The sequence below is a fragment of the Pseudomonas sp. 2 genome (genome assembly GCF_056627435.1).
On record NZ_JBWXNG010000005.1, the window covers coordinates 196,279 to 218,733 of the forward strand.

At 58.1% G+C, this 22,455-nt stretch carries 24 protein-coding genes; 16 read left to right on the forward strand and 8 right to left on the reverse strand.

Annotated elements, in window-relative coordinates:
* Positions 1–115 precede the first annotated feature (115 nt).
* On the forward strand, positions 116–241 hold the full coding sequence (locus AC1MEK_RS10570; RefSeq protein ID WP_480396221.1) for a hypothetical protein: 126 nt from the start codon (positions 116–118) through the stop codon (positions 239–241).
* On the opposite strand, the gene AC1MEK_RS10575 is transcribed toward AC1MEK_RS10570, so the two are convergent.
* Positions 238–1,086, reverse strand: coding sequence for a LysR family transcriptional regulator (locus tag AC1MEK_RS10575; RefSeq protein ID WP_480396222.1), 849 nt, complete (start codon positions 1,084–1,086; stop codon positions 238–240). The genes AC1MEK_RS10570 and AC1MEK_RS10575 overlap by 4 nt on opposite strands.
* Before the next feature lie 135 nt (positions 1,087–1,221).
* On the opposite strand from AC1MEK_RS10575, the gene AC1MEK_RS10580 reads away from it, so the two are divergent.
* The 3 genes from AC1MEK_RS10580 (at position 1,222) to AC1MEK_RS10590 (ending at position 3,871) form a co-directional block, all read left to right on the forward strand.
* Positions 1,222–1,362: a DUF2256 domain-containing protein gene (locus AC1MEK_RS10580; RefSeq protein ID WP_480396223.1), complete on the forward strand. Its 141-nt coding sequence runs from the start codon at positions 1,222–1,224 to the stop codon at positions 1,360–1,362.
* 18 nt (positions 1,363–1,380) lie between these two features.
* Positions 1,381–1,710: a hypothetical protein gene (locus AC1MEK_RS10585; protein WP_480396224.1), complete on the forward strand. Its 330-nt coding sequence runs from the start codon at positions 1,381–1,383 to the stop codon at positions 1,708–1,710.
* Positions 1,711–1,807: 97 nt separating this feature from the next.
* A complete protein-coding gene (locus AC1MEK_RS10590; protein WP_480396225.1) occupies positions 1,808–3,871 on the forward strand; it encodes a hybrid sensor histidine kinase/response regulator in 2,064 nt (687 codons plus the stop codon).
* A 54-nt stretch (positions 3,872–3,925) separates the two neighbouring features.
* Here AC1MEK_RS10590 and AC1MEK_RS10595 read toward each other — a convergent pair whose 3' ends face one another.
* A complete protein-coding gene (locus AC1MEK_RS10595) occupies positions 3,926–4,543 on the reverse strand; it encodes a hypothetical protein (protein WP_480396226.1) in 618 nt (205 codons plus the stop codon).
* A 200-nt stretch (positions 4,544–4,743) separates the two neighbouring features.
* On the opposite strand from AC1MEK_RS10595, the gene AC1MEK_RS10600 reads away from it, so the two are divergent.
* Both AC1MEK_RS10600 and AC1MEK_RS10605 read left to right on the forward strand, forming a co-directional pair.
* Positions 4,744–5,451, forward strand: coding sequence for a hypothetical protein (locus AC1MEK_RS10600; protein WP_480396227.1), 708 nt, complete (start codon positions 4,744–4,746; stop codon positions 5,449–5,451).
* A gap of 182 nt (positions 5,452–5,633) precedes the next feature.
* Complete coding sequence (locus tag AC1MEK_RS10605; protein WP_480396228.1) at positions 5,634–6,914, forward strand: cytochrome P450; 1,281 nt, start codon at positions 5,634–5,636, stop codon at positions 6,912–6,914.
* Between the two features lie 189 nt (positions 6,915–7,103).
* Here AC1MEK_RS10605 and AC1MEK_RS10610 read toward each other — a convergent pair whose 3' ends face one another.
* Positions 7,104–7,418 carry a DUF7693 family protein gene (locus AC1MEK_RS10610; protein ID WP_480396229.1) on the reverse strand — a complete coding sequence of 105 codons (315 nt, stop codon included), beginning with the start codon at positions 7,416–7,418 and terminating at the stop codon, positions 7,104–7,106.
* Between the two features lie 188 nt (positions 7,419–7,606).
* On the opposite strand from AC1MEK_RS10610, the gene AC1MEK_RS10615 reads away from it, so the two are divergent.
* The 4 genes from AC1MEK_RS10615 to AC1MEK_RS10630 all read left to right on the forward strand — a co-directional run bounded on the left by AC1MEK_RS10615 (position 7,607) and on the right by AC1MEK_RS10630 (position 10,733).
* Positions 7,607–8,794 (forward strand): DUF2252 family protein, encoded by a 1,188-nt coding sequence (locus AC1MEK_RS10615; protein ID WP_480396230.1) that lies wholly within the window; start codon positions 7,607–7,609, stop codon positions 8,792–8,794.
* Positions 8,795–8,871: 77 nt separating this feature from the next.
* Entirely contained in the window at positions 8,872–9,315 is a 444-nt protein-coding gene (locus AC1MEK_RS10620) for a GNAT family N-acetyltransferase (protein WP_480396231.1), read from the forward strand.
* Between the two features lie 143 nt (positions 9,316–9,458).
* Positions 9,459–9,935 carry a hypothetical protein gene (locus tag AC1MEK_RS10625; protein ID WP_480396232.1) on the forward strand — a complete coding sequence of 159 codons (477 nt, stop codon included), beginning with the start codon at positions 9,459–9,461 and terminating at the stop codon, positions 9,933–9,935.
* A gap of 435 nt (positions 9,936–10,370) precedes the next feature.
* On the forward strand, positions 10,371–10,733 hold the full coding sequence (locus AC1MEK_RS10630) for a hypothetical protein (RefSeq protein WP_480396233.1): 363 nt from the start codon (positions 10,371–10,373) through the stop codon (positions 10,731–10,733).
* 546 nt (positions 10,734–11,279) lie between these two features.
* Here the strand turns inward: AC1MEK_RS10630 and AC1MEK_RS10635 are convergent.
* Complete coding sequence (locus tag AC1MEK_RS10635; RefSeq protein WP_480396234.1) at positions 11,280–11,636, reverse strand: hypothetical protein; 357 nt, start codon at positions 11,634–11,636, stop codon at positions 11,280–11,282.
* A 213-nt stretch (positions 11,637–11,849) separates the two neighbouring features.
* Between AC1MEK_RS10635 and AC1MEK_RS10640 the strand changes: the two genes are divergently transcribed.
* Entirely contained in the window at positions 11,850–12,461 is a 612-nt protein-coding gene (locus AC1MEK_RS10640; protein ID WP_480396235.1) for a DUF1826 domain-containing protein, read from the forward strand.
* An 84-nt stretch (positions 12,462–12,545) separates the two neighbouring features.
* Here the strand turns inward: AC1MEK_RS10640 and AC1MEK_RS10645 are convergent, their stop codons facing one another.
* Positions 12,546–12,965 carry a DoxX family protein gene (locus AC1MEK_RS10645; protein ID WP_480396236.1) on the reverse strand — a complete coding sequence of 140 codons (420 nt, stop codon included), beginning with the start codon at positions 12,963–12,965 and terminating at the stop codon, positions 12,546–12,548.
* A gap of 431 nt (positions 12,966–13,396) precedes the next feature.
* A complete protein-coding gene (locus AC1MEK_RS10650; protein WP_480396237.1) occupies positions 13,397–14,281 on the reverse strand; it encodes a nuclear transport factor 2 family protein in 885 nt (294 codons plus the stop codon).
* A 1,018-nt stretch (positions 14,282–15,299) separates the two neighbouring features.
* On the opposite strand from AC1MEK_RS10650, the gene AC1MEK_RS10655 reads away from it, so the two are divergent.
* The 5 genes from AC1MEK_RS10655 (at position 15,300) to AC1MEK_RS10675 (ending at position 19,191) form a co-directional block, all read left to right on the forward strand.
* On the forward strand, positions 15,300–15,866 hold the full coding sequence (locus AC1MEK_RS10655) for a DUF6630 family protein (protein WP_480396238.1): 567 nt from the start codon (positions 15,300–15,302) through the stop codon (positions 15,864–15,866).
* 205 nt (positions 15,867–16,071) lie between these two features.
* Complete coding sequence (locus AC1MEK_RS10660; RefSeq protein WP_480396239.1) at positions 16,072–16,650, forward strand: hypothetical protein; 579 nt, start codon at positions 16,072–16,074, stop codon at positions 16,648–16,650.
* A 439-nt stretch (positions 16,651–17,089) separates the two neighbouring features.
* Entirely contained in the window at positions 17,090–17,236 is a 147-nt protein-coding gene (locus tag AC1MEK_RS10665; RefSeq protein ID WP_480396240.1) for a hypothetical protein, read from the forward strand.
* A gap of 471 nt (positions 17,237–17,707) precedes the next feature.
* Positions 17,708–17,995: a hypothetical protein gene (locus tag AC1MEK_RS10670; protein ID WP_480396241.1), complete on the forward strand. Its 288-nt coding sequence runs from the start codon at positions 17,708–17,710 to the stop codon at positions 17,993–17,995.
* 224 nt (positions 17,996–18,219) lie between these two features.
* Positions 18,220–19,191, forward strand: coding sequence for an aliphatic sulfonate ABC transporter substrate-binding protein (locus AC1MEK_RS10675; RefSeq protein WP_480396242.1), 972 nt, complete (start codon positions 18,220–18,222; stop codon positions 19,189–19,191).
* Between the two features lie 77 nt (positions 19,192–19,268).
* Here the strand turns inward: AC1MEK_RS10675 and AC1MEK_RS10680 are convergent, their stop codons facing one another.
* Both AC1MEK_RS10680 and AC1MEK_RS10685 read right to left on the reverse strand, forming a co-directional pair.
* The gene (locus AC1MEK_RS10680) at positions 19,269–19,868 is read right to left on the reverse strand and encodes a histidine phosphatase family protein (protein WP_480396243.1); all 600 of its coding nucleotides are present in this window, start codon (positions 19,866–19,868) and stop codon (positions 19,269–19,271) included.
* A gap of 69 nt (positions 19,869–19,937) precedes the next feature.
* Entirely contained in the window at positions 19,938–21,980 is a 2,043-nt protein-coding gene (locus tag AC1MEK_RS10685; protein WP_480396244.1) for a TonB-dependent receptor family protein, read from the reverse strand.
* Between the last annotated feature and the right edge of the window lie 475 nt (positions 21,981–22,455).

A 22,455-nucleotide genomic window follows, 5' to 3' on the forward strand; every position in this document is an offset into this window, starting at 1 on the left:
CTGAAATCCTTTCATCCCACCGATTCAGTTATCACTGAAATAGTCCCCAAGCGCTGTTTACCCCCTGGGTCACCCTGAATAATCGGGCCTTCACCACCCGACAAGGATGACCGCCATGCATCGCTCTACAATCCCCGCAGCCGTTTTCGCACTCCTGCATCTGGGGGCCCTGATCAGCTGCGCCGTGGCGCTGTCGGGGCTGACGCTGGCGTGCGTGGCCATCGCCCGGTTGTGGCATTAACCGGTGGCGGTGATGACCGTGCTCAAGGTGTCGATCAGGGCGCGCACTTGAGCATCGCGTTGTGCGGTGTATAGCACGATGTCCCGCTCGGGCAGCTGCGGCAGGTTGAATCGTGCGCCAACGTCGACGCATTCAGCAGGCGCCATGCGCCCGACCATGGCTCCCACTCCGATGCCCGCTGACACCGCAGCGCCGATGGCCAGGATGCCCGAGCCCACGAACGCCTCTGACCAGCTACGCCCGCAGGCGCCCAATGCGTCGGCCACCATGCTGCGCATGCCACAGGGCGCAGGTTGAATGGCCAATGGCAGGGGCTGGTCCTGGGGCATCTCAAAGCTGTCTGCGGCCATCCAGCTGAAACGCTCGGTGCCGATGACGTCGCCGTCCTGGCGCCGGTTGTCGTGGCGCAGGATCAGGGCCACGTCCAGCTTGCCCGACTCGTAGCTGTCGAGCATGTCCCGCGAAGTGCCCAGGCTGAACGACACCACAACGTCAGGATCGGCGGCACTCAAGCGCCTGAACCAGGACGACAGGTCAGCCCCGACGATGTGATGGCTGACGCCGATTCGCAGCGTTCGCTTCGGGCAATCGAAGCTCAGCATGGCCTGGTTGTAGCTTTCCAGCAGCCGCTGGGCGCTGGACTGGAAGGCCAACCCGTGCAGTGACAGGGTCACGCGGCGTGGCGTGCGTTCCAGCAGCGAACGGCCGAGCGCTTCCTCAAGACGCCTGATCTTCAGGCTGACCGCCGCCTGAGTGGTGCCCATGACATCTGCCGCTTTGGTAAAACTCTTGAGCTGTGCGACCAGTACAAAGGCGCGAATGGCTTCAATGTCGGGAGACTTCATAGGGCTCTTCGTGGCGAGGTGGGCGGATGAAGGATAGCTTGATGCATAGGGCGAGAACCGACGATAAACAAGGTTGGCCAAGGCAAGAACAACAAGAAAGGCGGCCAATGCCCGGATTGAAGGAGCACGCATCCCTTGAAAAAAAGTGAGCTTCCGGTAAAAACCTGTGCAGCCTGCGGCCTGCCATTCACCTGGCGGAAAAAGTGGGCGCGCTGCTGGGCAGAGGTGAAATACTGCTCTGAACGGTGCCGCCGCAAAGGCCGGGCATCACTGTAATTGCCAAGGAACCGCTCAATGGAGTCAATGCTGGAAACCGTCGCACTGTTTTGCCTCAAGCTTGCCTATGAATCAGAGGATCAAAGCCCGATTCTTCGGGACGATCTGATCATGGGTGACTATCAGCGCGATGTCTTCGAACTGCTCGTTGCCAGAAACGATCTGCCGACCATCCAGGGCAAGATGAACGAGTGCCTGGCGATGGCCATGAGCGCCATGGGCGGTGCCGACAAGCCGCTTGGGCGTGAGCTTCAGCGCCTGTCCACGAGCTTGCATGCTGCGCAAACACTGAATTCGATGGAGGCCCCGCTGCACGAGATCAAGGGATACCTGCGCGCGGTGGTATAGATCAGTGGTATAGATCGGTGGTGACCGCCGACAGTTTCGTCTGGCGCAGGTGCACGGGTATGCTTGCACCTTTGAAGCTCAGCAGTGGTTGTAGCAGATGGATCGACACGATTCAGGACAACGGGATACGCCCGATCCATTTTCCTCCCAGGCGGATGAGGCGTTTGGTGCCGACGCCGTCGAGCGCCTGCAACTGGCCCTGGATGCCGGCGCGATCATTGGTACCTGGGTGTGGGACATTCCCAGTGACCGCGTCACGGCCGATGATCGATTCTCCCGAACCTTCGGCATCCCGTTTGAACGCTGCCTGGCCGGTATTCCGATTGCCGAGGCGTTCGCGTCGGTGCATCCGGACGACCTTGTCCGGCTTTCCCGGGAAATAGAACAGACCATGGCCCGAGGCGGCGCCTTCAGGTGCGAGTATCGCGTTCGCCATGAGCAAGGCCGCTACCACTGGGTCGAAGCCAATGGCCGTGCCGAACTCGATCCGGCCGGGAAAGCCATTCGGTTTCCCGGCGTGCTGATGAACATCGAATCGCGCAAGCAGGCCGAGGCCGACCGCGACCGGGCCACGGCCTTGCTCCGGACGTTCACGGCGGTGGTGCCTGGCGTTGTCTACGCCAAGGATTTGCAAGGGCGTCTGCTGGTGGCCAACGACGGCGCCACGCAGCTGATCGGCAAACCGCCTGAGTTTTACCTGGGCAAGACTGACCTGGAAATCCTCGAGGACAAGACCCAGGCGCTGCAGGTGATGGAAACCGATCGGCGAATCATGGGCAGCGGCCAGGCCGAACAGATCGAAGAACGGGTCGACATGCCGGACGGCTCGGCGGTGATCTGGCTGTCTGCCAAGGCGCCGCTGATGGATGAGTCCGGGCAGGTCATCGGCCTGGTCGGTTCGTCAATTGACGTGACGGCCAGGAAGCAAGCCGAGACGGCGCTGCTGGAGTTGAACCGCACGCTGGAGAAACGCATCGCCGACGCCATCGCCGAGCGCGAAACCGCCGAAGCGGCCCTGCGTCAGTCGCAGAAAATGGAAGCGATCGGGCAACTCACCGGCGGCATCGCTCATGACTTCAACAACCTGCTGGCCGGCATCGCTGGCAGCCTTGAACTGATTCAGATGCGCTTGAAGCAGGGCCGGGTCAGTGACGTGGAGCGTTATGTGGCAGTGGCTCAAGGCGCCGCACAACGCGCCGCGTCGCTGACCCACCGGCTTTTGGCGTTTTCTCGCCGGCAGACGCTGGTGCCGGTGCAGACCGATGTGCACGCGCTGATTGCCGACATGGAAGAACTGATCCGGCGCACCGTGGGGCCGTCGATCCATCTGCAGGTCGAGCTGGCCGCAACTTCGTCGATCTGCGTCGTGGACGCCGCGCAGGTGGAAAACTCGCTGCTCAACCTCTGCATCAATGCACGTGATGCGCTGTCCGGTTCGGGCAGCATCATGATCAAGACGTTCAACCAGACCCTCGAGCAGGGCGCAGACGGCGACTCTGACCTCAAACCGGGCAAGTTCCTGACCATCAGCGTGACTGACGACGGCACCGGCATGAGCCCGGACACACTGTCCAAGGCGGTTGACCCGTTCTTCACCACCAAACCGGTCGGCCAGGGCACAGGCCTGGGGTTGTCGATGGTGTACGGCTTCGCCAAGCAATCCGGCGGGCAACTGAAGATCGAGTCCACCGAGGGCCATGGCACGCGGGTGTTCCTGCAACTGCCGGTCGATGCACAAGCCAATGGACTCGCCTGCGCGCAGGAACCGGCTGCACCGTCGCAGTCGGCGGTGGCCAGCGAGACCGTGCTGGTGGTCGACGACGAGCCCTCGGTCAGGCTGTTCGTCAGTGATGCGCTCAGCGGTTTCGGCTACACGGTGCTTGAGGCCGCGGACAGCCAGGCGGGGCTCAAACTGCTGCAGTCCGACACCCGCATCGATTTGCTCATCACCGATATCGGCCTGCCGGGCGGCATCGATGGTCGGCAGTTGGTCAAGCTGGGTCGTGAACTGCGGCCCGGGGTGCCCGTGCTGTTCATGACCGGCTATTCAGAGCCTCAAGACCTTGAAAGCTGCGCGTATGGCGCGTCCACCAGGATTGTCACCAAGCCGTTTGCGCTGGAAGCGCTGAGCGCAAACGTGGATCTGCTGTTGAACAATTGAAGGACGAGCCGGGCCGGGCAGGGTGCGCCTGAGGGCAGAGGCGCGGTCTTTCGATTACTTGATCAGGTCAGGCCGGGTGGCTTTGAGGATTTCAGGGCTGACCGTGCCTTGAACCGAGCAGGTGATCATGCCTTTGCTGGTCTTGGCCACATCCGCCAGCGCAGGCTCGACCATCAAGATCCGTTCTGCGGTATCGGTCACCAGCTTGCCTGCAGTGTCATCGCCTTCCGCGACCCAGCCAGCCTGTTTGTGCGACCAGATTTGCGGGCGAGCGTAGATCCCGTTGACCTGCTCAAGCTTGCTCACCGGCAGTTTATTGAGCTGCGCATAGAGCTCGTCCGGGTTTTGTTGGGTGTAGAAGCCCCAGCCAATGATGCGCGACCCCATCAACTCCTGGTCTTCGGCAAAAAAGCCGGTCAGCGCAACACCGTCGAGGACTACCGGCGAGTCGAACATCCAACGCTGCCCGGCGTCGGTCTTGCTTCCGCCGCTGAGGGTAATCTTGCCGTGTTCTTGCGTGCTTGAAATGCGTTCCTTGAGCCCGGGCTGGTTGACCACCGACAGGGAGCTTGCATCACAGGCCAGGAAGGTTTGCAGCGGCGAGGTGGAGGCGAGGGCGCTGGTGGAGGAAATCAGCGCGCAGAAAGGGACCATCAGATGACGCAACTTCATGTGTAACTCCTTGGATTGAAACGATGTCCTGGGGATTGCAAGCGTCTGTGCATGATGACTGACACATCCGTGATACACAAATGTCGTGTTCTGGCGTTTAAACGCGGCAAATTTTGTCAGCAAAGCTACGCTTGCTGAGGGCCAGGGAGACGCGAAGCGTCCTCAGGGCCGCAAGCCTGTCATGGGAAGACGAGGTGCATATGAGCCGCAGTCATCGTCGGCGCTTCGAAAAAATGATCCCGCAGATCCTGCAGCGAGCAGGGCGTCACTGCGGATTGTGCGGTGTTCGCTTCGAGTCCAACGACCAGGTGTTCGCCGGCTTCAGCCGCCAGGACAGGGTGGTGCTCACCGGCGAATGCTGCCGGCCCGCGCTGTTCTCGATACACGCCACCGGCACATATCCGCCAGACAACGGGCTACCGATCCATCTCTCACGCACCCAGCTGGAGCTGCAGTTTGACGCCTGGGTACCGGCCGATATGACCCCCGGCCCCCTCGACGATCCGTTTCCACGCATCACCGGCTTGTCTGCGGCATCCACCACTCAGGTCGAAGCAGAGCGCTGGAAGGCCGATGACAGCGCCTGGTTCAGTGATAACCCAAACCGCGCCCACCGCCTGCGGCCTGCCTATGCTCGGGAGCTGGCAGCCTTATCGGCGCCGCTTGATCTCGAAGGCCTGCCGCAGCAACACTGCTGGGAAATGCTCGTGCGGCAAGTGGGCAATGGACGCTGTGTCCGACTGGCGTTCTGTCGCGACGCGCAGACTGAAGTTCCCGACGTCGAGGCGGTGATCCGCGACATTTTCGATGCCGTCAGCCGCCCGAGTGCTTCGGGATACATACAAAGCCAGGAGCTTGCGGAAATCGTGATGCGGCATCAGCCGACGTTTAGTGTTGAAGTGGCGTAGGTCGGGGGGCAAGTCCCAATCGAGCTGCTGAAAAAAGCCAAGGAACAGAGCAGGGCGCAGAGACCGGGTATTGAAGGTAGTATGCTCATCGCGGGTGCCGAGCGTGGCCCGGAAAGCCAATGACACCCAACCGGAAAAGGCCCCGCACAGGCTGGCTAATCTGGTTGTATAGAGACGAAGCCATGCTTGAAGCCAACCGCAATTGCCCTATTCGTCGTCGATTGGCCCACCTGCCCTGGGTTGGCGATAACCGGGCAGGCCTTGGCCACTGGCTTGAGATCCAACGCGATCCATTGTCCTGGTTGCAGAAAATGCACGCGAAGCAACCGGACGTCGCTGTCATGCGTATGGGGCCGCAGCGTGTCTGGTGCCTGTTCCATCCGCAAGCCGTGCACGAACTGATGGTCGAACATCGCAATGAGTTACGCCGCTGGGCGCCGGCGCTCTGCATGCTCAAGCAGTGGAATGGCCGCAGCTTCATGATGGGTGAAGGCGAGTCGGCCAGGGCACAGCGCAAGGCAGTCCGTCCTCACCTTGCTGCACCGGCAGCCAATGATGTGCGCCACCTTGCTGCGCAGTGGGCAGAGCGGATAGTGGAAGGCCGCGAGTATGATCTCGATCTGGAGATGGCCGCGTTCAGCGCCACGCTTGGCGGCCATGCCTTGTTCGATGTAGACCTTGAGCCCGCAGCCTACCGGATCGCCAAAGCGGTCCGCCTGCTGTCGCGGGTGGCGCTGTTGGAAGTCTCGACCGGCTTGCCGTTGGGGCACTGGTTCCCGAGTAAACTGTGCCCACGCAAACGCTGGGCGCTAGGCCAATTGCGGGCGGTGATCGATGACGTTGTGCAGCAGTCGAGCCGTCCCCTCATCGAGCTGCGTGATGAACTCTGCACGTTGTTGATGGCGTCGCACCAGTCCACTGGCGCTACATTGACCTGGTGCTTGCTGCTATTGGCGCAACGTCCCGAACTGTGCGAGCAACTGCGAGCCGAACTGGCACCGATCGACTGGCCAGCCATTCGCTCGGTCAGTGATCTGCGCAACTGTCCCTTGCTCAGATCGGTGCTGCAGGAATGCCTGCGTCTCTATCCACCGGCCTACGGGCTTACGCCGAGACAGCTGACGGCAGACATCCAGGTAGCGGGTCATCCACTCAAACGTGGCGATGTGGTCATGATTTCCAGCTGGATCACCCATCGCGACGCGCGCTGGTTCGAAGACCCTCTGGCGTTCCGCCCGGAGCGCTTCCTTGCTCCTGCCACATGGCCGCAGGGCGCCTACTTTCCATTCGGTCTGGGTGATCGCGCGTGCCCGGGAACCGCGATGGCAATGATTGATCTTGCAGCGGCGCTGGCGTACTGGGTGGAACATTGGGACATCGTACACAACGGCGAACTCACGCCGCGTGGCTGGTTCTCACTGCGCCCCCAGCGGGCCAGGGTTCGTTTCGTTCGAAGGGCCTGAACGCCTGGACCTCAGTTGCAAAGCTTGGGGCAGATCAGTCATCAGCCCGAACCAGCATTTTTGCGGCTTGAACCTGGTCAAAAAGGTGGGCGATCAGGAGAGCCTTGCGCCTGTTCAGCCGTTGCAGATCAAGACCGGATTTGCCTGTCTTGAGTTCGTAAAATAGCGACGGGGTGGAACTCGCATCGGCTACTCGACGCTCAAGAGTTTCTCTAGCTGGGCGTGCTCCCAGGTACTCAAGAGCTGCACGGGGTCAGTGCCATAGGGCTTGCCCGAATCGAAGAGATAGGCGCGGCCATCCGGGCTGTGACAGCTGTCGCAATAGGAGAGGGCATTGCAATCGTTGTACAGCGTGATGACCCAACCATCTGCTTCCACGCTCATCCGACCGCAGTGGATTTGGGACCAGGACTGCTCGCCCAATCGGCGCATGACTCGAACGCCCAGGGCGATATCGCGCAAGATCTGATAGGCCTCACGCGCCGTTAGAGAGTTCGTCTGCAAATCAAAGTCCTTGATCCGGTGGCGGCAACGTAGGCTGGAATGTGCGCATGATAATTGAAAGGCCAAGCGGAGGGCGCGCTCAGCTTGTGCCCACAGTAATAGGTGGATGCTTCCTGGATTTTAGAAATATTTCGCAACATTCTCACGCGCCCGAAGTCGTAGCTGTAACGCCTCACATCAGACTTCACATGAAAAAACCACCTCGTCCTTCCGACCGCCTGCAACCTCTCAACGAACTCCGAAACCTCAAGATGGCCAGGTCTGCCCATGTCTACGTGCGAGGCAGCACGGTGCAGTTCTATGACTGGCTGCATACGCAACCTGGCCGGCGTTTGCCCAGCGGCCCGCCGGTATGGATCTGCGGCGACTGTCACGCCGGCAATCTCGGCCCGACCGGCAACCTCAAGGGCGGAATCGACATTCATATCCGCGATCTTGATCAGACGGTCATCGGCAACCCCGCCCATGACCTGGTGAGGCTTGCCCTGTCCCTGGCGACCGCAGCGCGGGGTTCGGATCTGCCCGGGGTGACCACCGCCCGGATGCTCGAAGAGATGATGCGCGGCTACGAGATGGCGTTCGAGGACAGCGTCGACGAGGAACCGCCACGGCCCACTCAAGTGAAAGCGGGCATGCGCACCGCTGTACGACGTACCTGGAAGCACCTGGCGCAGGAGCGCATCGAACACACCAAGCCGACCTTTCCACTGGGCAAACATTTCTGGCCCTTGTCCCGGCAAGAGCGATCGGAACTTCGTGAACTGTGCTCCACCCACGATATTCATGCGCTGGTGACTTCGCTCAAAGGCCGCTCCCACCATGACAAGGTCCAGCTGCTGGACTCTGCCTATTGGGTGAAAGGGTGCAGCTCTCTGGGACTGCTGCGCTACGCCGTGCTGATGGGCGTCGGGGAGGGCGACGACCAGGAATACTGCCTGCTGGATGTAAAACAGGCGGTTGCCGCCGCCGCACCGCGTTCACCCCGTGCGTCAATGCCGCGGGACAACGCCAGGCGCGTGGTCGAAGGCGCCCGCCATCTGTCGCCGGGCCTGGGCAACCGCATGGTTGCCGCGCGCATGGGCGAAAATGGCTTCTTCGTTCGTGAACTGCTGCCCCAGGACATGAAGCTTGAGTTGGACCAGATCAGCCAGACCGAGGCGATTCAGGCGGCAGGCTATCTGTCCCGAGTGGTCGGTCAGGCACACGCCCGGCAGATGGACCTGGCGACCCGCGCGTCCTGGATCAGGGATCTGCAGCGCAACCGCTCGGAAACGCTGGATGCGCCATCGTGGCTGTGGTCGAACGTCGTTCAACTGGTTGGCAGTCATGAGCAAGGGTATCTGGAGCATTGCAGGCGTTATGCGTTGAAGGCTTAATAGGCCGCCACCGCATTTGCCAGGTGCCGGCGTCCTGCATCAGAATCTTTCTCCCGTACCCAGCCAGGGAGCCGCACATGGAAGTCATTGAATGCACCCGCCAGAACGTAGACAGTGCCGCGAATCTCTTCAACCAATACCGCATGTTCTACGAACTGCCTGACGATCTGGAAAAGTCCCGAGACTTTCTACGCGCCAACCTCGAACAGCAGCGCTCCCGGGTTTTCCTGGTGGTGAGCGAGCAGAAGAAAGCCGTGACGTTCGCCCAGTTGTATCCGGCGACCTGTTCGTTGGCGATGAAGCATTTTTATTGGCTATACGATCTGTTCGTCGATCCTGCAGCGCGAGGGACAGGATGCGCGCGTATGTTGCTCGATCATCTGGCAAACATGGCGCGCGCTGAAGGTGCCCAGCGGATCAGTCTGGATACCGCGAGGACCAATCTGGGTGCGCAGGAGTTGTACCGTAGTCAGGGGTACGAAGCAGAGGGTGAGTTTTTGACGTTTCATTTGATGCTCTGATCCTGACGAGTGCAGGGTGAGCATCGGTGTGCAACAACCAGCCGCGTTGTAGCAGTGGAGTTCAGGGAGGATTATGAATGGTGATGCGTCTAGATCCGATGCAACCGCGTGACAGAAGGAAACCAGGTCAAGACCGCACTTCAATGTTGATCCTGGGCTTGGCGCTGACGATCCCTGGTGCCTGGACGGTCATCGGAGAGGGATGGCCGATCGGCTACCTCCTCATGCTGATGGGCGGGATTGCGCTAGGGGCTGCAACGCTGTGCAATCGTCAACAGCTTCAGACTTTCAACGAGTCGCTAGGTGCGCGTCTAAACGGCCACACGCTCGGCCAGCTCCCAGGCTATCGATTACGATTCTATGGATTCTTCATAGGGCTGGCGTGCCTAGGTGGCGTCTTTGCTGTGATCAATGAAATGCTTGATGCATTGCACACTGGACAGTTGCAGGTTTTCACCGGCCCTAAGGTTCATCGCGTAAAAGAAAGCGTGACATCTGAACTAGAGCCTTGGCGCTTCAGACTGAATTTGATCGGTGACTTGTTGCTGCTGGTGGTTTTTGGCGCAGGTATGGTCTTCGCTGCCAGGTGCCTGTTCCTTGGTCGGCGCGCATTCAAATGACTCAAATTCCCAGCTGCTCAACGATACTCGGAGCCCTTCGACTCATCAGCAGCGATGAATCAACGTGGGGGCATCGCTACGTCACGATTCGATTCCAGAGCGCATCTCAAGGATGGATTGTGGTTTATCCATTGCTTGCCGACACTACGCCATGTTTTGACTTCATGTACACCTCAGATGAGGCACCCAAAAGGGCGTTTGCTTCCCTCCTAAGCAACACGTAGGAAGCCAAGTTCTTGATTGGTCGCCTGGTCGATTGGCTTGTGTGGAGGTACCCGTTGTCGATGTTGTAGCGCTTGCTGACGTTATGTTGGCTATCGCAGAAGTCGCTTGGGGCGAATCCACTGCGCTTGTCGAAGTTTCATATGAAGAAATGGGAAGGGCATGATCCTGACTTTGGAAAGCAGGCTCACTTTGAAGTCGATGGAGTTTTGAATGCCTGATACTTACCGTGCACATGATCATGCGAACAAAAATCAGGCAGAAATCATGGTCAGCACTGATTGCGCATGCTTCGGCTGCTATGCGGTATTTCCTGCGTCCGATGTGACCCGATATACCGAATCGACAGCGTGGTGTCCAAGATGCGAGGCCTTCAGTACGGTGATTGGCGATGCCTCGGAGCTACCTTTGGATCGAGATTTTCTCGAAGCCGTCCATGATCATTGGATTGGGCCTCAGGACTGGCTGGACGAGCTGGCGCAGCAGACTCACACAATTGCTACTGCTGTTTACAGACAGAGCAGCACCCGTGTTGAAGTGGAGCGAAAACGCCCTTGGTGGAAGTTCTGGCAATGAGGCTCCCTGTCATCCAATGGGTGCGAGTGCCTGGTTTTCTGTGCCTTTGCTGGCTAAGCACTTACGCGGCAGCGGGCTACGACGTCCACATCAGTCGAAAAGCTTTTTGGGCAGACGAGGAGGGGCCTCAGATCACCTTCGAGCAATGGCGGGAGTGAGTCAGATCTGACCCTGAAATCGTCAAGGATCCCAACAACGGCCCAGAGGATTTCATGGTTGCCCTCCCGGAAGGCGAGTTTCCCGTGTGGTATCGAGCCGACCTTGGCGAGGTGTACACCAAAGACCCATCTGAGCCGGCGATTATCAAGCTCCAAACGATCGCCAAATGCTTGAATGCACGAGTACAAGGTGACGATGGTGAGTTTTACTCTTCAGATCCCTGAAGGTAGTTCAGGATCTCTGATAACTGACCAGTCATATCTCTGCATGTGCTTCATGGGCTATGGTCAATGGTGGTCCGTCCATGATGGGCCGGCATTTCGAAGCACAATGATGCAGACCGTCAAAAAGCTGAACCCGCTAAAGGGTTTTCAATACTGAACGAACTCAGCCAGCAGTAGAGGATTCGTCATGAGCACTTGCAATGCACCTCACCACCAACATCATGATCACCAGCACGGTCCGAACTGCGGTCATACCGCTATCAGGCATGAGGGCCACGTTGACTACCTTCACGACGGGCACCTGCACCACATGCACGATGGCCACGTCGACGAACACAAGATTGAGGTGTCCAGCGTGAACCCGAGCCAGTGCACGCCGAAACATCAGTGCACCGGTCATGCAGCCGATCATGTCCATGGCCCGAACTGCGGGCACCCGTCCGTACCCCATGGTGACCACGTCGATTATCTGGTTGACGGGCATCTCCACCACCCTCATGGCGATCACTGCGACGATCACGGGCCGATCGAAATCGTGAAGTGACGGCCACCCCTTGCTGCCTGCGCAAGCGGGCGGCAGCCTCAGGCTTGTTCCCCGAGAACTCCTTCCTCACAAAATGGTACGTTATAGTGTAACATTCTGGTTTGCCGGTGAATTGGACATCCATCCACACAGCGGTAAGGAACCTCAGTTGTCGATCGGTTCGATCACCAAAAACCAGAGTGGCAGGGCATGCAGAAGCACTACGCAATCTCCGACAGCATCGTTGGCTTGACCGAAATCCTGAACGATGAGATCAACCTCGCCATTTGGCAGCGTACACCCGACCCGCTCGGGGCGAGCTTTGCCGAACAGCTTGTCGCTAACGGCGCGCATCTGTCCGATAACCGGGTGGTAGACGTCTCCAACGACCAGGTCCCTGATCTCACTGATCTGATGCAAGCCTACCGTCACTACGCCGGTCATGCCGAGTTCGTGGAGGATGTATCAGGCCTGGTTCAAGCCTACAGTTTTCTGCTCGGGGCGACCCGGATCGGCTTGCGACTTCGCGTCCTGGCGAAGGCGATGTGCCCGCGCTTTCATGTCGACTATGTGTCAGTACGCCTGATCACAACTTACGTGGGTGTCGGCAGCGAATGGCTGGAGGAACATCAGGTGGAGAGGGCGCCACTGCTTCAAGGTGGTGAAACCGATACCTCGCCAAACAGACTCAATGCCGGCGATGTCGCCCTGTTCAAGGGCGAACGATGGTCTGGCAATGAGGGGCGCGGCATTATCCATCGCTCACCGGTGGTCGATGATAACCAGCGGCGGTTGATCCTGACGCTCGACTGGTTGAGGTAGGGGCTGTTGAGACAAAGCAAAAAGCCGCCGGAATCCGTTCTGGCGGCAAGGTCGATCAAGAAGATCAGGAGCAATGAAGGTTAATCAGTGAGCTGCGGCGAAAGCTCTGCGACGTTCGAAAAAGGCATCAACGCTCAACAGGCCTCCACCGAAGGCTGCGGTCTGCAGAAGACCGCCGGCAATCGAGATGTTCTTGAAGAAGTTGACGAACTGACCTTGGTCACCGAGCGAGTTGTGGAACATCACCGCCGTGACAACGGCGAACACTGCCATGACTACTGCTACCAGCCGGGTACGCACGCCGAGCACGAGCAGCGAGGCCAGGCCCAGTTCAACACCCAGAGCACCCAGGTACGCCAGTTTCGGGAACGGCATGCCACTCGATTCGATGTAGGCCATGGTTGCAGCCGGCCCGGTCAACTTCGCGAATCCGCTTAGCAGAAACAGCGCTGCCAGAAGTACGCGGCCAACTGCAGCAGTGGTGTCTTTAGTCGTGATGGTCATGATGATTCTCTAAGTAGGTGATCTGTGGCCCCTTGCTGAGGCGTTGAGAGAATTCTAGGTGTATCAAGATATTGTGATAATCCGGCTAGTTTGGACTTGTGTGTTTCCAAGTTGGGAACAGTCCGGGAGATGCGCTGGGGTAGCTTTACTGGCCACCCGTTCAGCGCCGGCGGCTACGCGCGTACGGATCTGACGCGTTCTACGATCTGAACAAGAACGTGCGGCTGTCACTCAACGCGCGCAATATCTTTGATCGGGATTACATGGAAACGGTCGCCAGTGCTGGCAACTATGCCGGTGACCCAGCCTCGGTTGTGGCAACGGTCGCTGCTGGATTCTGAGACAAACGGTGGCCGAGGCCTTACCGCGCGTGCCCGAGAGGGGGGAACGTGCGGTAGGGGGGCAGATCACTAAAAGAGTTGTCTGGGCTATCAATCGAACATGCCATTGGCGTTGGCGGCTTTGTCAGGTACGTCCTGAATAACATCCCAATGCTCAACGATCTGCCCATTCTTGACCCGGAAAATATCCATCACGGCCTGGCCACGATCCTGATCGGACTCTGTCGAGTGCACATGCAGCCACACCAGATCATCCTGGGCCACGCTGCGGACTACCCGTGCCTTCGCTTGGGGATGTTCTTTGAAATACCCGGTGAAGTAATCCACGAACGGTGCCTTGCCATCGGCGACATAGGGGTTGTGCTGGATGTAGTCAGGCGAGACCACTTGGCTCGATTCCGCGACTTTGTGCTGGTTGAACACCCCGTCGTAGAAATCCAGGACGAGCTTGCGGTTGGCTGCCTCCTGGGCGAGATCGCGAGGCTTGGCGCTTGTGGATTCAGCAACGCCAAACATGCCATTGGTGTTCGCTGACTCTGCCGGTACGGGCTGGATGACGTCCCAGTGCTCGGTGATCTTTCCATGCTCGACACGGAACACGTTCAGGATGGCCGAGCCAGGGCTGGTGCTGTCAGGCTTGCTGTGCAGGTGCATGTACACGAGATCACCCTCGGCGGCGCTGCGAACAATCTCGGAGCGTGCGTCGGGATGAGTTTTGTAGAATTCGGTGAAGTAATTCACGAAGGGTGCTTTACCGTCGGGCACTGTTGGGTTGTGTTGCTTGTAGCTGTCAGCGACGACCTTGGCCGCCTCAGTTGTTTGGTGTTGGTTGAAAAAACTCTCGTAGAAGTCTAGAACCAGACGCTGGTTGACCTGCTCCTGAGCAAGGTTTCGCGCCGGCTCAGCGTGAGTGACCGGAGTGAAAAGACAGGCCCCGAGAAGTGTGATTTGAATGGATTTGAGTAGGCGTGTCATTGCGTCATCCTTGGAAATGGTGGTCGCACTCTAACGCGCGACCATCAGACTTCCCAGTGGTGTCACTTCGGAGCTCCAAAGAACGTTTTGCCCTCAAGCTCGTTGGTGATGTGTATCGTCGCCATTTGCCGAGGAGCTAACGCTTCAGCAACCTTGGTTTTTTGCTAGGGGCCTCATCGGTGCGGCTGGGCGGACTCACTTCGCGCTCTGAGTACACGCGTTTGCTGACAAAAGCAGCTATTGGCCCGGTGAGTCAATGGATTACGGCTCAAAGGCTGCCTAACGCCGGGGGCCTAGCGACGGTAATGGTGGGTTGCGTGGGGATGATGACGCTCCCAATCTCTACGGCGTTCAGCTTCTCTGCGGGCTTGCTCTCTTCGCCAGTGGGCTCGACGCATCTCTTCTTTGCGTGAGTGCCACCGACCGTCATGCCAGTAGCGGTCGCCCTGGGCCAGCATTGGCTCGGATGTCGAGGTTTCCGAGCTGAGTAGGTTAGGCCACGGATTTTCTACTGGATGGGATATGGCTTGGGCAGGTGTCAGATCCGTTGGCACAGCTGCGGTGTGCTGCATCTGCATGGCTGATACGTTGCTCACCACCGTGAACGAGAAGAGACCTGCCAGCAGCACTTTGGGAATGTAGGATTTCATTCAGATATGCAACCTCAGATGAACAATGGAAGGCATGAGTACCTGCCTAGCTTGATCAAATAGACCTGAGATGAAAGAAAAGTTCGGAAAGTGACTTGGTTAAATAGTCAATTAAAACAATAATTTACATACTCCTTACGCCGGCTTGACACAGACGGTGCCCGACACGGCACAGCTTCTGTGTTTGACTGAGGGCCGTCACAAGGTAGGAGGGCATCGCTTAGGGCCAAGACGCCGTCAGGCTGCTTGGTTCACGACAGCCGTGCCGGAGGCCACGCTCAACTGAAGTACCATTCGGGCTCCGCCCCAAGTGAACACTGATTACTGCTGGGGTAGGGCGCAAGCTTCAGTCCAAGGAAGAGAGATGTATGGGAATTCTGAATAGATTATTCGGTGGTCGCTTCACCCAACCACCTCCTGATGAGCCACCGTTGAGTGATGCCGCGATCATGCGAGAGCTTCATCCTTTTCGCGTTGAGCTCAAGGCTTTCACTCAAAGCCTGCTGGCCCGTCTGCCTGAAAGGGAGCAAGCCCGTCTCATCAGACGAGTCATGCGTTCTTACGGTCAAGGGGAAGAGCCATCCAGCGCGCTGACAGAGGGCTTGCTGGATCCTGATAAAGGACAATCGCTCGAGCACCTTGTCCTGCTCGCCATAGATTGGAAAGGGTTTGACGGCTTCCTATATCTGGCTCCCCATCTGACCAAAGCCTACGGCATTCAAGAGCTGTATCAGCACGAACTGCGCGATGGGCAGACCGTTGTGCAGGTGCTGGCCGAATTCGATGACTGGCTGACCAGGTTCGACAAACGCTACCTGCACCTGAATACCGGTGGCGACGAGTACGTGGGATTCATCGTGGATGCCGACCGCGTCGACGCAATGATCGCCGCGGCCAAAGACGCCGGCATTGAGGCAAGGCTTGAGGCTTTCTAACGCAAGGCGATAGGCCGCCAGCCAACTCGCCTCTAGGTCGGCTGGACTTTTCGGTTCCAACCGAAGCTGTCAGCGCAGGGAGCCAGCCACTGGCGTAGCTGCGGATTCTTGGCCAGCGCGTCGCGCTCAGCAGGCATGCGCCTGTATAGGCGGCGAAACTACTCGCTTATGAGCTAACAAATTTTCACACATCTAAGGAACTACTGTGGGTGAAATCGCAGCCATCACTGACCTGATTTTGCAAACAAGCCAAGCGCTTGAAGAAGCGGTAACCGCGCACTGGCCGGTGATATATCCGGAGCGAAATGGATTACAAGAATCAAACCTGATCATTCACCTAGCCGCACGGGCACTACGCTCGGGCTTGCATGCCTATCCTGAGGCCTCCAACCATAACGTGGTCAAAGGACACAGCCGGGTCGACCTTTTGATCAGAGGAAATCTGGCAGGTATTGACGTGGCAGTCTTGGTGGAGGCCAAAAAGCTTTTCTCTGCCGGCAAGGCTGCGGAAATGTATCGTGACTATCTCAAAATGATCGATTTTGCACACGCGCCTCCCATATCTTCAGACGAGCTTAACCAATCGCCTCGGGCTGAATTTGGCGTTTTGCTCGCGATAACTGCCGATATTAACAATAGAGAATGGTGGAACGAACCTTATCCATATGATGGAAAATCATGGGATGGGTTGGGGGATGTTCTGCAAACGGCAAGTGCCAGAGGAAGCTTTGAGATAACAGGACTGTATCCGCAATACATCCTTTTCGCGATCTTCAGGCTATAAGCGGTCGACTTGAGAGGTCGATCTGAAGTTCTTCAGAGCCTTTCGAAGGCAGTTCCGGCTTGGCTAGAGGAGTGTCATGAGTCACGGGCGACCCGATGAGCACTCAACTTTTTACGCCTGCAGCCGCTACAGACTCGACTGAAGGCCGACACTGGCCTGCTCAAGCTGCATGCATAGGGAATAGTAATTGAAACTGCGCTCATTGCTGGCTGTTGCCCTAGTGGCCAGCTTTCTTACGGGTTGTGATTTTCAAGACCCTCGCCTGGTGGGGCAATGGAAAGGGATGCGGAATCCAGAGACCCAGTGCCAATTCTTGTCGTGGAGCACTGACTTCAGGGTCGATGGCACATTTTCGGTCACCTTCTTCAGCGACGCCGAACAGACCCACAGGCTTTACAGAGAGACTGGGAATTGGGTAGCGGTACTAGGCAAGAGGGCGATGAGCATCAGAGGTGTGCACGACCCCGACTTCTACAGTTACAAAGTCCTCGATGCCGACACTGTCCGCTTTGAAAGTATCAAGCCGGGCCCGACTGCCGATTGCCATGCGTATTACGTGTTCACCGAGCACCGCATTCTTAAGTGAGCCAGCCAGAATTTCGTATCGGTCAAAGGTTGTCCATGTAAAGTCCGGCAGATCACTCTCCAGGTGAGTAGCGTCCGACGAGCTCAACAGATTCAAGAGCGAGAACCCGAGACGTCACCATCTTGCCATTGAGGGGAAGGCTGAGGAATCAGGCACAACCTGAAAACCGCCTGACAGCTCACGAGCATTTCTTCCGCATCAATGATTTAACATAATATACATTATACGTAATTATGCATACGATCTCCGGACCCGAGTGTGCCACATCGCAACCTTGGTAAAAGCCGGTCCTCCCGCTTTCTACCCCAAACCGCTTTTCACAGACACCCATCACATTCCTCGTTCCGCATCTCGTCTAGTGGTCTCAACGCGCGCTGTTCCAGCAATCAATTCTTCGCTCATTCCGCTGCTTTACGAATCACGCGCCACGCACAACAATTCGCAACCGCGCTTTCACTTCAAGGACGAACCATGAAACACATCGCCGCAATCTTGTTAGGCTGTGCGAGCTTCAACACCCTGGCTGCTGATCCTGTGACTCAGCCGCTGGTCATTCAAATGCAGAAGCTGGCCAATGCCTCGATGTGTGAATCCTACAAAGGCGATACGTCAGCGCTTGGCAAGGTCATGAATCAAAACTGCAAGAACAGGCAACGGGCCGAATTCGAGGCGTTGCAGGATCAACGATCGCTGAAGGACTGTATGAAGCCCGGGAATGTGATCGATGACGATGTCAGGAAATGCATGAAAGGGTTTTGACCTTGTGGTTCAAGATCAGCGATTGGGCGGCCGAAAATCCCATGCTTGAGCCCTGGAGGTCCGAGATGACGCATTTGCAATATCCGATAACTGTCAGACCCGGATATTGCTCCTTACGCCCGCCCCGAACGGTTGAACCTGTCTAATCAAATAACCAAAGGGTATTTAACAGTCGCTTGTTTATAACCATAGACTCGGGTTTTCAATTTTCCGAGACGTGTCATATGGCGTTTATCAAAACTTCCAAAAAGCCCCTTCAACGCTACCTTTTGGCAGGACTTTCCGTGGCCTTGGCCTGCGCGCTTTCTCTACCTGTCCAGGCCCAGGAAACTGTCCGTATCGGCTATCAAAAATCCTCGACCCTGATCACCCTGCTCAAGACCCAAGGCACGCTGGAACAGGCGTTGAACAAGGACGGCATTGATGTCAGCTGGCACGAATTTCCCAGCGGCCTGCCCTTGCTCGAAGCGCTGAACGTGGGCAACGTCGACATCAGCGCCGACGTGGCGGACACGGTGCCAATCTTCGCTCAGGCCGCCGGCGCAAAGCTGACTTACTTTGCTCAGGAGTCGCCCTCGCCCAGCGCTCAGGCCATCGTGGTTCCCAAAGACTCGACGATCAAGCAACTGTCTGATCTGAAAGGCAAAAAGGTCGCGGTCACCAAGGCTGCCGGCACGCACTATTTGCTGATCGCGGCCCTGGCCAAGGCAGGCCTCACGTTCGCCGATATCCAGCCAGCCTATCTGACGCCCGCCGACGGCCGTGCTGCCTTCGAGAACAATAAAGTGGATGCCTGGGTCACCTGGGAACCCTTCCTGACCAGTGTGCAGCGTCAACTGCCTACTCGCACGCTGGCCGATGGCGCCGGGCTGGCCAGCTACAAGCGCTACTACCTGACCAGTACCGCTTACGCGCAGGCCCATCCTGAGGTGCTCGCGCGTATTTTTGGCCAGTTGCAGCAAGCCGGCAGCTGGGTCAAGAAAAACCCGCAAGATGCCGCGAAAGTGCTGGGGCCTCTGTGGGGAAATCTGGATGTGACGACGGTGGAAGCCGCCAACGATCACCGCAGCTATCAGGTGCAGGCAGTGAGCGTCGATCAACTGGGTGAACAGCAGAAGATTGCTGACGCCTTCTATTCAGCGGGGCTTCTGCCGAAAACGGTGAATGCCAAAGAAGTCGGGACCTGGTCGCCCTGAGCCTCTCGATGTGGCGGCGTCATGGATGTCGCCACGTCGGGGGTAAAACGATCGAGCTCGCTCTACTCCTCTCGGTTTCAGCCAACCGGCAACGGATCTTCAGCCAGCAACGGGTAATCCAGCACCCGCTCGACATGATCGAGTACCAACCAATGCCCGTTGCCCAGCTGCCAGTCGAAAAAGTCCGAGAAATCCTGTCGCACCAATGCACGCACGGTCTTGGCGACGAAGCCATGACCGACCAGTAACGGGTGCCTTGAGGACGGCTCGGTCAACAGCTTCACCAGCCCGGCATGCACCCGCTGCACCACTTGCAGGATCGACTCGCCCTGCGGTGGCGCTGCATCCCAGCGACGAGTGATGTTCTGCTGCCAGAGCTCGGGATACTGCGCCTGGGCCTCGGACTGGGTCAGGCCCTCGAAAGCGCCAACGTTGCGTTCGCGAAAGGCATCGACCACCTGCAGCGGCAAATCCTTGCGGTAGCGGATGATGTCTGCGGTTTGCCGGGCGCGCAGCAAAGGTGAAACCACAATGCTGTCGATGGCGTCCGGCAGTTCCATGCGCAGGGCCACGGCCTGTTCGCGACCGATCTCGGTCAGTTCGGGGTCCAGTGCGCCTAGGTAGCGATGTTGCACATTGGCCAGCGTCTGGCCGTGTCGCACGACGTACAGTTGCATGAGTCCTCCTGGGTTCAAGCCGGCCCGCAACGCCAGTCTGCCCGCCGAGGTGGCGGGCAGTTGCCGGGGTCAGAAACGGAATGCCACGCCGGTGGTGACGTTGATCGGGTCGCCCGGATAGAAGTTGGCCGAGTCTTGGCCCTTGGCGTCATAGGCGGTATTGGACGCTGTGGCGTAGCGCTCGTTGGTCAGGTTGCGCGCGTCGACGAACACTTCCCACTTCTTGCTCGGCGCCTGGTAGCCGAACTTGGCGCCCCACAAGGTGTAGGACGGTGCCCCCAGCGAATTGGCGAAATCGACGTAGTAGCTGGACGCCGAGCGACTGTTCAATTGCGCATAGAAACCGCTGGGTTGGCGGTATTCCAGCTCGGCCTGATACACCTGGCGCGGCAGGCCAGGCAGTTCGTTGTCGCCAAAAGTCGCATCGTGACGGTAATGGAAGTCGTTGTAGGTGTAGGCCTGGCGCAGGGTCACGGTATCTCCGCCCTGTCCTTCCCACAGCAACGCGTTGAGCCCGGCTTCGACGCCCTGGTGAATGGTCGGGCTGCCGTTGGAGGTGGCGACCAGTTGGTCCTGGGTGGCCGTGGCCTGGCGCACGACCACCGACAGCAGCTCCTTCTGCACCCACGAGCGATAGAGCGTCAGGCTGCCGTCGAAGATGCCGTGCCCTCCCCTGATGCCGAACTCGACCGTGTTGGCCTTTTGCGGACGCACATCACGAATGTAGGGTGTGCCGGTGCTGCCCAGTTGCCAGGTCACCGGCGGATCGATGGAGCGGCTGACGTTGCCGAACAGCTCGAACTCCGGCGTCAGCTGATAACGCAGGCCGATGCGCGGCGCGATGTCGTGCTCTTCGTAATTGACGCCGTTGGGAAATGCCGTGGTGTTGGTGCCGGTGGTGTATTCGATCTCGGCCTTGCGCTTGATGTCGATGAACGACAAACCGGACGACAGCCACAGATCATCGGTCAATTGCAGTTCGTTGCCCAGCGAGAACACCGTGTCGCGCGAGCCGGTGTAGTTGGCTTCTTGCTGTTTGATCTTGGTCGCCTTGCTGTGGGATTTCACGTCAGCCAGGTAGGCTCGGGTGGTGCTGAAGGTCACTGTGCTGTCGCTGTTCAGGCCCAGAAAGGTGTCGCCGGTGCGCAGGTAGCGCAGGGTCAGGTTGATGTCTTTCGAGCGCCAGTCCTGGGGCGTGGCTGAATAACGCCAGCCGTTGTACAGCGGGTAGTCGTTGTAGCCCAGGCCGACCTCCAGTTTCGCGTTGTCGTCGAAGGTGTAAGTGGTCTTGCTGCCCAGCAGCGTGGTGCCGTCTTTCTTGCGGCCGAACGGCACGGCGTTGCTGGTGGGGTCGTGCTTGATCTGGTATTTGGTCAGCGTGTTGCCCTGGCTCAGGGTTTCTTCGCGGTAACGCAAGAAGAATCGGGTCTCCAGCTTGGGGTTGAACACGTAGCCGAAGTTGGCAACGATGCCTTGCCCTTTGTTCTCTGTATCGTCCTGATAACCGTCGCGTTCGTTGTGTTGCACGCTGACGTAATAGTCGGCATTGCCTTCGACGCCGCCGGTGCTCAGTACCTGTTTGCGATAACCGTAACTGCCGGCTTCGAAGCGTGCGTAGTTGCCAGGATCGGTGCGTCCGGTCTTGCTGACGAAGTTGATCGCTCCGCCCAGCGACAACGCCGAATAATTGAAGGCGTTGGCGCCGTACAACACTTCGGTGTGATCGACACCGGCCATGTCCAGCATGTCTTCCTGTGTACCGCCGGGGCCGGTCAGGGGCAGACCGTCGAACAGGAATTTGATGCCCAGCACATAGCCTTGATAGAAGGTATTGAGGCCTGAACCCCGAATGGAAATCTTGTTGGCCGCCGATCCGCTGGTGGCTTGGGCGAATACACCCGGTTGCAGGGCCAGCACATCTTCGGCGTTCGAAGCGCGGCCTTTTTCAATCTCGTGGTTGTCGATCACAGCCGTTTTGCCCGGCACTTTGGCCAGCTGTTTTTCGGCCTTCTGTGCCTCGGTTGCCTGCGCTCCGGTCACTGTCACCGTGGCCAGCCGGGGCGCCTGTTCAGCGTTCTCGTCGGCCGCCAGGGTGGTGCCATGAACCAGCATCAGCAGTATTCCCATACTTGAAGCGGTGGCCAGCGAATCAAAGCGGCGAGCGCGTATATCCAACTTGTGCAGCATCAACATCCTGACTCCCCATTTCAATAATTTAGTCGGAGCATCTATTCGTATAGTCGCGCTCAGGAACAACTAAGCAGGGTTCGTGCCACGATTGTTTATGGATAATCCGCTGTCTTGTACGCCAACTTCGCTGTGCCGGGACGACACTTTGTTCTTTAACTGTGGCGTTTTAAACATTTGCAGCAATATTCAGCGCCACCACCAAAGCCTTGAGGCAGACACGTCCGCCTGGCATATAGCCAAATGTAAGTGTCTCATAACACACAGTGTTCACTGCCCAACAGTGCAACGACAAAAAGTATGACCACCGTATTGAAACAGCATCAGGCAGCGGCAAATGGCTGCGTATTTACGGCGGTGCACTAGTTGGTATGGCTCTTGCTCGTGACTCTTGCGTTAT

Bases quoted from the DNA above. Each gene is read 5' to 3' on its own strand.
- AC1MEK_RS10570 (WP_480396221.1), top strand. From the start codon at position 116: ATGCATCGCTCTACAATCCCCGCAGCCGTTTTCGCACTCCTGCATCTG.
- AC1MEK_RS10575 (WP_480396222.1), bottom strand. From the start codon at position 1,086: ATGAAGTCTCCCGACATTGAAGCCATTCGCGCCTTTGTACTGGTCGCA.
- AC1MEK_RS10585 (WP_480396224.1), top strand. From the start codon at position 1,381: ATGGAGTCAATGCTGGAAACCGTCGCACTGTTTTGCCTCAAGCTTGCC.
- AC1MEK_RS10590 (WP_480396225.1), top strand. From the start codon at position 1,808: ATGGATCGACACGATTCAGGACAACGGGATACGCCCGATCCATTTTCC.
- AC1MEK_RS10595 (WP_480396226.1), bottom strand. From the start codon at position 4,543: ATGAAGTTGCGTCATCTGATGGTCCCTTTCTGCGCGCTGATTTCCTCC.
- AC1MEK_RS10600 (WP_480396227.1), top strand. From the start codon at position 4,744: ATGAGCCGCAGTCATCGTCGGCGCTTCGAAAAAATGATCCCGCAGATC.
- AC1MEK_RS10605 (WP_480396228.1), top strand. From the start codon at position 5,634: ATGCTTGAAGCCAACCGCAATTGCCCTATTCGTCGTCGATTGGCCCAC.
- AC1MEK_RS10615 (WP_480396230.1), top strand. From the start codon at position 7,607: ATGAAAAAACCACCTCGTCCTTCCGACCGCCTGCAACCTCTCAACGAA.
- AC1MEK_RS10620 (WP_480396231.1), top strand. From the start codon at position 8,872: ATGGAAGTCATTGAATGCACCCGCCAGAACGTAGACAGTGCCGCGAAT.
- AC1MEK_RS10625 (WP_480396232.1), top strand. From the start codon at position 9,459: ATGTTGATCCTGGGCTTGGCGCTGACGATCCCTGGTGCCTGGACGGTC.
- AC1MEK_RS10630 (WP_480396233.1), top strand. From the start codon at position 10,371: ATGCCTGATACTTACCGTGCACATGATCATGCGAACAAAAATCAGGCA.
- AC1MEK_RS10640 (WP_480396235.1), top strand. From the start codon at position 11,850: ATGCAGAAGCACTACGCAATCTCCGACAGCATCGTTGGCTTGACCGAA.
- AC1MEK_RS10645 (WP_480396236.1), bottom strand. From the start codon at position 12,965: ATGACCATCACGACTAAAGACACCACTGCTGCAGTTGGCCGCGTACTT.
- AC1MEK_RS10650 (WP_480396237.1), bottom strand. From the start codon at position 14,281: ATGACACGCCTACTCAAATCCATTCAAATCACACTTCTCGGGGCCTGT.
- AC1MEK_RS10655 (WP_480396238.1), top strand. From the start codon at position 15,300: ATGGGAATTCTGAATAGATTATTCGGTGGTCGCTTCACCCAACCACCT.
- AC1MEK_RS10665 (WP_480396240.1), top strand. From the start codon at position 17,090: ATGAGCATCAGAGGTGTGCACGACCCCGACTTCTACAGTTACAAAGTC.
- AC1MEK_RS10670 (WP_480396241.1), top strand. From the start codon at position 17,708: ATGAAACACATCGCCGCAATCTTGTTAGGCTGTGCGAGCTTCAACACC.
- AC1MEK_RS10675 (WP_480396242.1), top strand. From the start codon at position 18,220: ATGGCGTTTATCAAAACTTCCAAAAAGCCCCTTCAACGCTACCTTTTG.
- AC1MEK_RS10680 (WP_480396243.1), bottom strand. From the start codon at position 19,868: ATGCAACTGTACGTCGTGCGACACGGCCAGACGCTGGCCAATGTGCAA.
- AC1MEK_RS10685 (WP_480396244.1), bottom strand. From the start codon at position 21,980: ATGCTGGTTCATGGCACCACCCTGGCGGCCGACGAGAACGCTGAACAG.